The sequence below is a fragment of the Abditibacteriota bacterium genome, from assembly GCA_017552965.1.
GTDB lineage: Bacteria > Armatimonadota > UBA5829 > UBA5829 > UBA5829 > RGIG7931.
In genome coordinates this window covers 1-12,104 of sequence record JAFZNQ010000063.1, presented here as the reverse complement: position 1 = coordinate 12,104, position 12,104 = coordinate 1, and the positions used below count along the sequence as shown (strand labels likewise).

Annotated in this window: 7 protein-coding genes, 1 tRNA gene and 1 other RNA gene; all 9 read left to right on the top strand. The window is 60.7% G+C overall.

Features of this window, described 5'->3' with window-relative positions:
- Nucleotides 1-559 precede the first annotated feature (559 nt).
- The 9 genes from mfd (at nt 560) to IK083_06095 (ending at nt 11,645) form a co-directional block, all read left to right on the top strand.
- Nucleotides 560-4,018: a transcription-repair coupling factor gene (mfd, locus tag IK083_06135; GenBank protein ID MBR4749129.1), complete on the top strand. Its 3,459-nt coding sequence runs from the start codon at nt 560-562 to the stop codon at nt 4,016-4,018.
- 103 nt (nt 4,019-4,121) lie between these two features.
- Nucleotides 4,122-7,148, top strand: a complete 3,027-nt coding sequence (locus tag IK083_06130; protein MBR4749128.1) for an SEC-C domain-containing protein — start codon at nt 4,122-4,124, stop codon at nt 7,146-7,148.
- Nucleotides 7,148-8,239 carry a peptide chain release factor 2 gene (gene prfB / locus IK083_06125; protein ID MBR4749127.1) on the top strand — a complete coding sequence of 364 codons (1,092 nt, stop codon included), beginning with the start codon at nt 7,148-7,150 and terminating at the stop codon, nt 8,237-8,239. Before IK083_06130 ends, prfB begins: the two co-directional genes overlap by 1 nt.
- Entirely contained in the window at nt 8,236-8,853 is a 618-nt protein-coding gene (locus IK083_06120; GenBank protein ID MBR4749126.1) for a 5'-nucleotidase C-terminal domain-containing protein, read from the top strand. The genes prfB and IK083_06120 overlap by 4 nt, the downstream gene beginning before the upstream one ends.
- A complete protein-coding gene (locus IK083_06115; GenBank protein ID MBR4749125.1) occupies nt 8,850-9,764 on the top strand; it encodes a M28 family peptidase in 915 nt (304 codons plus the stop codon). Before IK083_06120 ends, IK083_06115 begins: the two co-directional genes overlap by 4 nt.
- 68 nt (nt 9,765-9,832) lie before the next feature.
- Nucleotides 9,833-9,905, top strand: a tRNA-Arg gene (locus tag IK083_06110).
- A 15-nt stretch (nt 9,906-9,920) separates the two neighbouring features.
- Nucleotides 9,921-10,274, top strand: a transfer-messenger RNA (tmRNA) gene (gene ssrA / locus IK083_06105).
- Between the two features lie 304 nt (nt 10,275-10,578).
- Entirely contained in the window at nt 10,579-11,130 is a 552-nt protein-coding gene (locus IK083_06100) for a hypothetical protein (protein ID MBR4749124.1), read from the top strand.
- Complete coding sequence (locus tag IK083_06095) at nt 11,127-11,645, top strand: CDP-alcohol phosphatidyltransferase family protein (protein MBR4749123.1); 519 nt, start codon at nt 11,127-11,129, stop codon at nt 11,643-11,645. The genes IK083_06100 and IK083_06095 overlap by 4 nt, the downstream gene beginning before the upstream one ends.
- Nucleotides 11,646-12,104 lie beyond the last annotated feature (459 nt).

Genomic DNA, 12,104 nt, shown 5'->3' with positions numbered 1-12,104 from the left:
CGGCAAGGGACAAGTTCAACGGGACAGTGGAAAACGCTCGTCTGTTCCGGGGACCGGGTCCTCCCCGCCAGTCTTCTCCGGCGGTGAGGGCAATGCTGTCCCGTTCAACAACAGACGTCATCCCGGCGACAAGCCGTCGGGCTTGGCGGTAAGAGATCCCCTGTAATAGGACCGCGAGCCACGGCAAGGGACAAGTTCAACGGGACAGTGGAAAACGCTCGTCTGTTCCGGGGACCGGGTCCTCCCCATTTGCCCTCTCTGTCTGCGACAGAGCAAGGAACGGGCAAACGGGTCCCGCCCGCCAGTCTTCTCCGGCGGTGGGCCCGGCGCGTTGCCCGGGTCTGTCCTTCCATTACAGGGGATCTCTTACCGGTTTCGCATACGCTCAACCGCCGAGATGACGTTCTGACTTGACCGCCGGGCGCCGTTTTGGCCGGGATGACGCTTTTGTTGACCGCCGGGCGCCGTTTTGGCCGGGATGACGATCTTATTGACCCCCGGGCCCGCCCGCCGGCGCGGCCCGGCAAACAGAATAACGACATAGTGAAAGGGATATATCATGATACTGGAACAACTGGCAGACTCTCCCGAGCTCATACCCGCCAAGGCAGTTGAGCGGCAGCGAATGGGCAGGACCGTGCTCTTTGACGGCCTTGCCGGAGGCTCCCGGGCTTTGGTGGCGGCGGGGCTTTACCGCCGCGCCGGGGGGCACGTGCTGCTGGCGGCGGGCACCGAGGAGGAGGCGGAGAGCCTCTATCACGAGCTGCCTTATTACGGCGTGCCCGCAGACAGTCTCTTTTACTATCCCATGTCTCTCAATCACAGCTACGGTGAGACCGGGCCGGACCTGACGGGCATAGGCGAGAGGCTGGCGGCCCTCTATGCGCTGGCGGAAAACAGCAGCCGGGTGATGGTGGTGGCTCCCGTCAACGCCCTGCTGCAGAAGACCATGCCCCGGGAGGAGCTGCTCTCCGGCGTCATCGCCCTTGCGGCGGGGGACCGGGAGGACGTGGACCGGGTGACGGACAAACTCTCCGCCCTGGGCTACAGCCGCAGCGAGATATGCGACCACCACGGCGTTTTTTGCCGCCGGGGCGACATACTGGACGTGTTTCCCTCCGGCAGCGAATATCCCGTCAGGATCTATTTTGACTGGGACGAGATCACCTCTCTCAGGTATTTTGATCCCGAAAATCAGCGTTCCATAGAGGACACGGACCGGGTCAGGCTGCTGCCCGTGCGGGAGGTCATAGCCGGCCGCATCCCCGCCGGGGCCGTAGCCCGGCTGAGGGAGGACGCCCGGGTGACCGCCGACCGTCTGGGACACAACGCCGGCCCCCGTATGCTGCGCAGTCTGGAGGGGGATCTGGAGCGGCTGTCCGACGGCCGGTATTTTGACCTGCTGGAATACTATCTTCCCTACGTCTATCCCGAGACCACCCTTCTTGACTATATGACCGGCAACTGGCTGCTGGTCCTCAGCGAGCCTTCGTCGGCGGACGACACCCTGGACCGGCGACTGGGCAAGATAGCGTCCAAGCTCGCCGCCGCCGAGCAAAACGGCTTTTTCGTGTCCGACCGCACCGGCTATCTCGCCGACAGCGAGATACTGCTCCGCCGTCTGTCCTCCGGGGCGGGCTTTCTGCTGGCGGAACACGGCGCCGACTGCCGCTGGCTGAAGCCGGCGGACTACACTGTGAAGACGGACGCCGAGGACAACCTCAGCTACACGGGCAGGATGGGGGAGCTCATGAAGGCGGTGGAAAGGCGCAAGGAGCGGGGCTACCGCATAGCCCTGGCCACCACCCGCATCAGCCGCATGAGAGAGCTGCTCCCTGACTACGGAGTGGAGGAGACGGACTCCTTCATGCTGCAGAGGGCCATTCTGGACAAGGGCTGCCTCATCAAGTCCGCCCGGATATGGATCATCACGGACAACGACATGTTCGGCACCCAAAAGGTGCAGAAGGTGCGGCGCTTTGCCAAGGATTCCGCCGCCATCTCCTCCTACGGCGACCTGAAGCCCGGGGACATAGTGGTCCACGTGGAAAACGGCATAGCCAAATACGGAGGCGTCTCCTACAGGACGGCTCTGGGCATGACCGTGGAGACCTTTGAGCTGGAGTTTGCCAAGGGGGCCAAAATGTACGTGCCCACGGACCAGATACAGCTCATACGCAAATACACCGGCAGCGACGGGACTCCCGCCCTCTCCAAGCTGGGCACCTCCGACTGGGAAAAGAAAAAGACCAGGGCCCGCAACAGGGCCGCCGAGGTGGCCAGGGACCTGGTGGAGCTCTACGCCTACCGGGAGACTCTGCCGGGCTACGCCTACGGCAAGGACGACAAGCTCATGGAGGAGCTGGAGGAGTCCTTCCCCTACAGGGAGACAGCCTCCCAGTTCCGGGCCATAGAGGACGTGAAGGCGGACCTGGAGAGCCGGAAGCCCATGGACCGGCTGGTGTGCGGCGACGTGGGCTTTGGCAAGACCGAGGTGGCCATCCGGGCCGCCTTCAAGGCCGTGTGCAACCGGCGGCAGGTGGCGGTGCTGGCCCCCACCACCGTGCTGGTGCGGCAGCACTTCGCCTCGTTTTCCGAGAGGCTGGCGCCTTTTCCCGTGAGTATAGCCCAGCTGTCCCGCTTTCAGACCAGAGAGGAACAAAAAAAGGTGTTGGCCGGCATCAGGGACGGCTCGGTGAACGTAGTCATAGGCACCCACAGGCTGCTGTCAAAGGACGTGGAATTTGCGGACCTGGGCCTGCTTATCATAGATGAGGAGCAGCGCTTCGGGGTCCGCCACAAGGAAAAGCTGAGGCAGCTGCGGCGCAACATAGACACCCTGGCCCTGTCGGCCACTCCCATTCCCCGCACCCTCCACATGGCCCTTTCCGGCATCAGGGGGCTCTCCAACATAGTGGACGCTCCCGAGGGCCGCATGCCCATCAGGACGGTGGTGAGGGAATACGACGAGAATATGGCCGCCGAGGCGGCCCGCCGGGAGCTGGAGCGGGGCGGACAGGTGTTCTTTATCCACAATCGGGTGGAGGATATAGACGAGGTGTGCAGCCGTCTGGAGGAGCTGCTGCCCGACGCCGCCATAGACATAGCCCACGGCCAGATGAACGAAGGGGACCTGGAGGAGGTCATGGTGGACTTCTACGAGGGCAGGCTGGATATGCTGGTGGCCACCACCATCATAGAAAACGGTCTGGACGTGCCCAACGCCAACACCATCATCATAGACTGCTCCGAGTCTCTGGGGCTGGCCCAGCTCTATCAGCTGCGGGGCAGGGTGGGCAGGTCCACCAGGCAGGCCTACGCCTATCTCTTCTACCGCAACAGCTTTACCGAGGCGGGACAGAAGAGGCTGGAATCCCTGCGGGAGTTCTCCGAGTTGGGCTCCGGCTTCCGCATCGCCCAGAGGGATCTGGAGATCAGGGGCGCCGGCAACGTGCTGGGGGAGAGCCAGCACGGCTGCATAGAGGCGGTGGGCTTTGACCTCTATTGCCAGATGGTGTCCCAGGAGATAGACAGGTTGAGGGGCATCAGGGACGAGGCGGAGGAGCTGCCGCCGGTGGGCATCGCCGTCAGCGCCTACATCCCCAAGAGCTACATAGAGGCCGACGGGCCCCGGCTGCTCATCTACAACCGGCTGGCCTCCTGCACCGCCGAGGAGACCCGTCGGGACATCAGGGAGGAGCTGGAGGACCGCTTTGGCAAAATGCCTCCCGAGACGGAAAACTTGCTCCGTATACTGGGCCTGCGCATACTGTGCAGGGAAAAGGGAGTGGCCCGGATAGTCTCCGCCGCCGGCGGCTGCAGGGCGGTGCTGGCGGACACTCTGCTGACTCCCAAATGCAGGGAGGCTCTGTCCCGCAAGTATCCCGATCTGAGGTTCACCGAGGACAGCATAGTCTTTGCCACGGACAAGCACGACGTCATAGACCGGGCGGAGGCCGTGGTTCAGCTGGCGCCTGCGGTGCGGGCCGCCGCCGCCCGCAGCAGACAGGAACTATAAGGGGCCTGTTGCCGTATTCTGAAATGGGTGCACTCGACAATACGCGTGAAATCTGTTATCATATAATTGGATTCTATTACTATAATATACCCCGGGAATTGCTATGAGCTTTTTGAAGAATATTTTTGATCAGAACGAACGGATCGTCAACAAATGCCGCAAGGTGGTGGAAGTCATCAACGGCTATGAGCCGGAGTACGAAAAGCTGCCGGACGAGGCTCTGAAGGAAAAGACCTTTGAGTTCAAGAGGCGGTTGGAGGAAGGGGCGACCCTGGACGACCTGCTGCCGGAGGCCTTTGCTCTGGTGCGGGAGGCGTCCAAAAGGACCCTGGGCCAGAGGCATTATGACGTTCAGCTGATAGGCGGTATCATACTGCATCAGGGGCGGATCTCCGAGATGAAGACCGGCGAGGGCAAGACCCTGGTGGCCACTCTGCCTCTGTATCTCAACGCCCTGTCGGGCAAGGGAGCCCATCTGGTCACGGTCAACGACTACCTGTCCAAGAGAGACGCCCGCTGGAACGGCCCCGTGTTTCATCTGCTGGGCCTGACTGTAGGCTCCATCCACGGCCAGAGCGCCGAGACCGGCGACATTGGCCGGTCCTATATGTACGACCCGGACTACAAGGTGGAGTATGAGACCCCCACCGAGTGGAACGGCCTGAGGCCCGTGAGCCGGCGGGAGGCCTACGACTGCGACATCACCTACGGCACCAACCACGAGTTCGGCTTTGACTATCTGAGAGACAATATGTGCTTCCGGAAGGAAGACCTGACCCAGAGAGAGCTCAATTATGCCATAGTGGACGAGGTGGACTCCATCCTCATAGACGAGGCCAGGACCCCTCTCATCATTTCCGGCAGGGGCACCCGCAGCTCCGAGATGTACGTGAAGGCGGACCGGTGGGTGAGCCAGCTGAGCAAGGACAGGCACTACACCATAGACGAAAAGGCCAGGACAGCCATGCTCACCGAAGAGGGCACCGCCAAAATAGAGGAGCTCACCGGCTGCGGCAACCTGGCCGCCACCGAAAACTTTGACCTGAACTTCTACATCCAGGCGGCCCTGAAGGCCCACGCCGTGTTTATCCGGGACAAGGACTACGTGGTCAAGGACGGCCAGGTCATCATCGTGGACGAATTTACGGGTCGTCTGATGTTCGGCCGCCGCTGGAGCGAGGGCCTGCACCAGGCCGTGGAGGCCAAGGAGCACTGCACCATCGCCGAAGAAAGCCAGACCATGGCCACCATCACCTATCAGAACTTTTTCCGCCTCTACACCAAGCTCAGCGGCATGACCGGTACGGCCATGACCGAGGAAGAGGAGTTCAAGAAGATATACGGCCTGGACGTCATAGAGATACCCACCAACAAGCCCTCCATGCGAAAGGACGAGCCGGACGTGGTGTACAAGACCGAGGACCACAAGTTCCGGGGCATCACCATGGAGATACTGTCGGACAACTGCCGTCAGCAGCCGGTGCTGGTGGGTACCAGGAGCATAGGCGTGTCGGAAAGAGTGGCGGAGAGGCTGCTGTCCGAGCGGCTCCAGACCCTGTGCGTCACGGAGCTTATCCGCGACAAGATCACCGACAACAAGCAGATATCCAAGGAGCTGGCAGCCGCCTGCTATGAAGCCATCAACCGGTCCTTTGACGACCTGGACGTGCACAAGTTCGGCCGCCTCATGAAGGAGCTGGGGCTGGACACCAACATCATGTCCGACTCCAACCTGGAGCTGCTGCTGCCCATACTGCATCTGGAGCCCCTCTACAAGGACGCCCTGAAAAGCATTCTCAAGCAGGGCATCAGATTCAACATACTGAACGCCAAGTTCCATGAAAAAGAAGCCGAGATCATCTCCCAGGCCGGCCGCCGCGGGGCGGTGACCATCGCCACCAACATGGCAGGCCGCGGCGTGGATATCACTCTTGGCGGCAAGGACAACGGCGAGTCCGCTGACGGGGAGGAGCCCGAGATATACGTGCCCATAGACGAGCAGAGCTGCAAATGGGATTTTGGCGCCTGGCAGAAAAACAATCCCGGCAAGTGGGAGACCATGAGCGACAACCAAAAGGACGTGTTTCTGCGGGGCGGCCTGAAGATCATAGGCACCGAGCGCCACGAATCCCGGCGTATAGACAACCAGCTCAGAGGCCGTTCCGGCCGTCAGGGCGACCCGGGAGCCTCCAAGTTCTTCGTGTCCTTTGAGGATGAGCTCATCCGCCTTTTCGGCGACAAGGCCAACCATCCCATGCTCCAGAGCTGGGATCCGGGCATGCCCATCAACGTGAAGCTGCTGTCCTCCGTCATCGAGAAGGCCCAGAAAAAGGTGGAATACCATCACTTTGACCAGAGAAAGACCGTGCTGCAGTTTGACGACGTGATGAACGAGCAGCGCCATTCCGTGTACAGCGAGCGCCGCAAGATAATAGACGGGGTGGACCTGAAGGACACGGTCACCGGCCATCTGTCCGACGTGATGAGAGACTCGGTCATCATCTACTGCCCCGAGGGCGTGCAGAAGAGCGAGTGGGACTACAAGGGCCTGTATCGCCACATCTACGAGATACTGCCCATCAACAACTATATCAGCGAGGAAGAGCTGTCACAGATCACCGACCGGGACCGGCTCACGGACAAGCTGCAGGAGATCGGCGCCGCCGCCTACGAGGCCAAGGAGCAGGAGCTGGGCAGCGAGCTCATGAGGGAAATGGAGCGCTACGTGGCCATGCGCACCATCAACGACGCCTGGGTGGACCACCTGTCGGCCATGGACTTCCTGCGGGACGGCATAGGCCTCAGGGGCTACGCCCAGAAGGACCCGGTGAACGAATACAAGCGCGAAGCCTACTATCTGTATGAAGATATGATGCACATGATCCAGGACACCATCGTCAAGACCATGTTCAAGCTGCAGTTCGTGAAGCAGGAGGAGGAGCGCCGGCCCGCCTTCAGGCAGTATCAGAACCTGCAGGAAAACACCATGGAGGGCGGCGGCGAGGCCCAGAGGAGCGCTCCCAAGACCAGACAGATACCCAAGGTGGGGCGCAACGAGCCCTGCCCCTGCGGCAGCGGCAAAAAGTTCAAGAAGTGCTGCCTGCCCAAGTATGAGAGAGGGGAGCTGTAATGCTCAAAAGTGTGGTTGACGAAGCCTCCGCCATGCAGGAAGCTCTGCGGGGTATATGCGAGCATCTGGACAGAGACAAGCTGACGGAGGAGATAGCCGCTCTGGAAGCGGAGGCCGCGGAGCCTGCCTTTTGGGAGGACGCCGCCAAGGCCGGAGAGGCGCTGAGACGCACCGCTTCCCTCAAGGCCACTCTGGCTCCCGTCACGGCTCTGGAGCAGAGCCTGTCGGACATATGCGAGCTGGCTGAAATGATAGACGACGAGCTGAGCCCCGAGGCGGAGGACCTGCAGAAGGACCTCTCCGAAGCCCGGAAGCAGCTGGACAGGATAGAGCTCCTCACCTTTCTTTCGGGCCCCTATGACCGCAGCGGCTGCATACTGGAGATCAATTCCGGCGCCGGCGGCACCGAGGCCTGCGACTGGACGGAGATGCTGTTTCGCATGTATGCCAGATGGGCGGAGAAGAACTCCTTTGCCGTCAGCATCCTGAGCCAGACCCCCGGCGACGTGACCGGCTCCAAGAGCATCACGGCCCTGGTGTCCGGCGACTACGCCTACGGCTATCTCCGGCGGGAGAGCGGGGTGCACAGGCTGGTGCGCATCTCTCCCTTTGACGCCAACAAAAGGCGCCACACCACCTTTGCCGGCGTGGATGTGACCCCCGAGTTTGCCGAGTCGGACAGCGTGGACATCAATCCGGACGAGCTGCGTATAGACACCTACCGGGCCAAGGGCGCCGGCGGCCAGAACGTGAACAAGGTGGAGACGGCGGTCCGCATAGTGCATCTGCCCACGGGCATCACCGTGGCCTGCCAGAACGAGCGGAGCCAGATGCAGAACAGAGAAGGCGCCATGAAGATCCTGAAGTCCAAGCTCACCGCCATCAAAAAGCAGGAGGAGGAGAAAAAGCTGGCCGAGCTGAGAGGCGACGTAAAGAGCATAGAGTGGGGCAACCAGATACGCAGCTACGTGTTTCAGCCCTACACTCTGGTGAAGGACCACCGGACCGGCATCGAGACCGGCGACGTGATCAACGTGATGGACGGCAGTATAGACATGTTCATCGAGGGCAATCTGCGCAAGCTGAAATGACACGGCCTTTCATAGTCTTGCTGCTGCTGGCCGCGGCTGTGGCCTGCGCCGCCTTTGAGGAGCCGGTCTCTTCGGAGGGCGCCCAAAAGCAGACCACCTCCGGCGGCAATCTGGTGGCGGACGCCCTGAGATACGCCGCCAGGACCGACGCGGCCCTGGTCATCAGCAGCGACCTGAGAGAGATCACCTGCCCCGGGGACGCCCCGGCGGAGGAGCTGGTGAGCCTGGCGGCGGTGAAGAGCGACCGGGTGTATTCGGTGAATCTCACCGGCAGCGTCATCAAGCAGGCCCTGGCCAAGTCCCTCTTTCTCTACCCCAGAGCCAACCCCGCCTTTATGCACGTGAGCGGCCTGAGGGTCACCATGAAGGAGGGCTCTCTGGTGAGGGCGGAGATACGGGACCGGGACGGCGCCTTTGAGCCTCTGGCGGACGGCGTCATATATTCGGTGGCCATGAGCCAGAGCCTGGCCGAAGGCGTGCTGGGCTTTTGGAAGCTGTGGGACGCGGAGGACGCCACCGACGAGGACCTGACCATGGGAGACGTGATCCCCATGTATCTGGCCGAGCAGTCCCCGGCGGACCCCTTTGAACAAAGACTGATCACCGAAGAATGAAATATCTGTGTATATGCGCCGCCCTGCTGGCGGCCCTGCTCATGAGCTCCTGCAACGCCCGGGGCGCCTTTGACGGAGACAGCGCCTACAGCCTGCTGGTCCGTCAGACCGACATAGGCGACAGGTCCCCGGGGAAGCCCGGGGCCCGAAAGTGCGTCGCCCTCATCAAGGGCGAGATGGCCAAATACTGCGCCAAGGTGTATGAGGACCGGTTCGCCGCCCGGGCCGAGGGCAAGAGCCTGAAGCTCACCAACATAGTTGCGGTGCAGAACCCGGAGGCCCGGACCTGGATCATGCTCTGCTCCCACTGGGACAACCGCCCCTTCAGCGATCAGGCCAAGGGCAAGGACGCCCTCAGATATTGCCCGGGAGCCAACGACGGAGCCTCCTCCTGCGCCGCGCTGATGGAGATAGCCCGGCAGCTGGCGACAAAAAAGCCCTCCGTGGGGGTCATCTACGTGTTTTTTGACGGAGAAGACTACGGACACACGGAGGAGGGCATGTATCTGGGCTCCACCTGGTTCAGCCGCCATACGGACAGGCATTTTGTGTGGAAGGGAGAGAAAAAGCAGGTGCGCTACGCTATTCTCCTGGATATGGTGGGGGACAAGGACCTGCAAATATACAGGGAGTCCCTTTCCACCGTGTATGCTCCCCGGGTGGTCAGCGCCATCTGGGACACAGCCCGCAGCCTGGGCTACGGGGACTATTTTGCCGACAAGGTAAAATACGCCATCCACGACGACCACCTGCCCCTCAACGAGATCGCCCGGGTGCCCTCCGTGGACGTGATAGACTTTGACTATCCCTGGTGGCACACCCCCGAAGACACGGCGGACAAGTGCAGCCCCGAGAGCCTGAAGCGGGTGGGGGACGTGATACTGCAGACCGTGTATGACGAAAAGCCTTAGGCCCTCCGGGGCCCGGCGCTCTTGACAAGCGCCGCAAAATGAAGTATAATATAGATTGTCTGAGATGTGTGCTCGTAGCTCAGTGGATAGAGCGACAGGTTGCGGTCCTGTAGGTCGGGGGTTCGACTCCCTTCGGGCACGCTTTTTTAGTCTTATGGGGGCGTATGGTTTCGACAGGGAAGTTATTCTTCAATCTGCGCGCCGAGGACCCGCTGGCCTCGTTAAAAGCGGGAATTAAAAATTAAACGGCAACAACGAAAGTTTTGCTCTCGCTGCCTGACAGCGAGCCTCTTAACTCACTGCTTCTGACTCGGTGAGGGCAGGGGTCAACCCAAGTCAGATCATTCCGGCGGGACGCCCGTGACCGTTTGGAAGACATCTTATCGGGTCTGGCAGCTTTTTACCTGTGTCTGCAAGGTTGGAGCTGCCGGGATCAAATGCAGAATACGCGTGTAGACGATTGTCTGAATGCTTTTTTGGACAGGGGTTCGATACCCCTCGCCTCCACCAGCCCCTTTGAACCGAGGCGGCCGCAGCTGATACTGCGGCCGCTTTGCTTTTTGCCTGCTGCCTCTTATTCCCCGGGGATTGGCGGGAGCCTGAGTCCTTTCTTCGCCGTCATTACCGAAAGATCCGCATCATTCCGGCCGTTTCCGCCGGGATGACGCGGGTTGCAGTGCCGGGATGACAGTGGGGGCTCTTGCTGTCCCGGCGGGCCGATCCGTGACCGAGGCTCGCGGTTCTGCCGCAATATGGTATAATAATTTTGACGGATGAATGATCGTCCGGACACTTTATAGGGAGAAACCTTCAGATGACAGGTGAGTGCAATACAAACCGGGAAAAGGCAGAGCCGCAAAAGCTGGAGACGCCCTTTGGCGCTATAGATATTCGGATAGACGGCGAGTCGTCGCCATACACTGCGAAGAAGCTGCCGCCCATAGAAGTCTTGTGCCCGGACGTCAGGGACCGCTATCTGATAGTCATCAGATTTCAGCCTGACGGGCTGGAGCACAATATTTCCTGCGTCTTTTCGCCGATATGCGAATACAATAGAAGCCCGGATAGCGGTGAGTTTATGATGTGCCAGGCGTTTTACAACGATGACAGGATAAAGATGGACATAGGGGCTTTTACCGACTGCGTGTTCATCGATGACAAAGTGCAGTCGCGGGTATATGACGATTTTGACGTAGATTATCTGGATAACGGCGTGTCCTACGTTGTCCTCCCCCACACCAGAACAAATCACTATGAGTTCACTATAGCCTGGATCGACGGTGTGGACTGGGATGAGCCTGATTCAGAATCACTGAGTCGGGACACTCAGGTCTGGTATGCAGCCGACCCGACGATCGCTTGCTGAAGCGGGGACAACTCTTTTATACGGCAAATGTCATCACCGGCCTTCGGTTCGTCTTCAGCGCCGGCGTGCTGGCGGCTCCTCTTTTTTCGCCGGTCTTCTATACCACGTATCTGGCGGCAGGCCTCAGCGATATGGTGGACGGGACCGTCGCGAGAAAAACGGGGACTGCCGGTGAATTCGGAGCGAAGCTGGATACGGCGGCCGATACGGTTCTGGCAGCAGCATGCCTGATAAAGCTGATCCCGGCGCTGGATATTCCCCTGTGGCTTGTGGTCTGGACCGGTGTGATAGGGCTGATCAAAGCGGTCAATATCATAGCCGGATACGTGATGCATAACAAGTTTGTTGCAGTCCATTCCGCGCTGAATAAGGCGACAGGCGTTGCGCTGTTTCTATTGCCGCTGACGCTGTCCGTGATCGATCTGACCTGCAGCGGCGCCTGCGCCTGTGCGCTGGCGACCCTTGCCGCGCTGCATGAGGGGCTGCTTGTCAGGCGAGGGACAGACAAGAATTGATCGGACCGGTGGGAGGGACCGTATCGCGGGGCAATGAAAACTCTCTCGTCATCCCGGCGGAAATGGCAACATATCAAACGCCTCGGCGTCCTGCCGGCCGCGGTAAGAGATCCACGGACGGGGCCCGCCAGCCCATTCCTTACTCTGCCATTGGCAGAGAGGGCTGGTGGGAGGGGCCGTATCGCGGGGCAGGCGAGTGTAGCAGTCATACGCAAGTGCCGTTCCGACAGTGCAACAGCTTTCATCACCTCGTACCGTTCCGCGGCTCGTTCAGGCAAGGGGGGCTTCCCCCCTTCGCATACCCCCCTTTTTTTCGTGGGTACGGCGCATTTGCCCCGGCGAAACATTTTTCGCCGGGGACCCCGTACACACCCGCCATGGCAAGGAGGCTCATCTCAGGACCCCCCTCCTTGGGGCCCCCGCAAAATCGAATGATTTTGTGGGGTGAGAGCGAGCAGG

Bases quoted from the DNA above. Each gene is read 5' to 3' on its own strand.
- IK083_06120 (MBR4749126.1), top strand. From the start codon at position 8,236: ATGACACGGCCTTTCATAGTCTTGCTGCTGCTGGCCGCGGCTGTGGCC.
- prfB (MBR4749127.1), top strand. From the start codon at position 7,148: ATGCTCAAAAGTGTGGTTGACGAAGCCTCCGCCATGCAGGAAGCTCTG.
- IK083_06130 (MBR4749128.1), top strand. From the start codon at position 4,122: ATGAGCTTTTTGAAGAATATTTTTGATCAGAACGAACGGATCGTCAAC.
- IK083_06115 (MBR4749125.1), top strand. From the start codon at position 8,850: ATGAAATATCTGTGTATATGCGCCGCCCTGCTGGCGGCCCTGCTCATG.
- IK083_06100 (MBR4749124.1), top strand. From the start codon at position 10,579: ATGACAGGTGAGTGCAATACAAACCGGGAAAAGGCAGAGCCGCAAAAG.
- mfd (MBR4749129.1), top strand. From the start codon at position 560: ATGATACTGGAACAACTGGCAGACTCTCCCGAGCTCATACCCGCCAAG.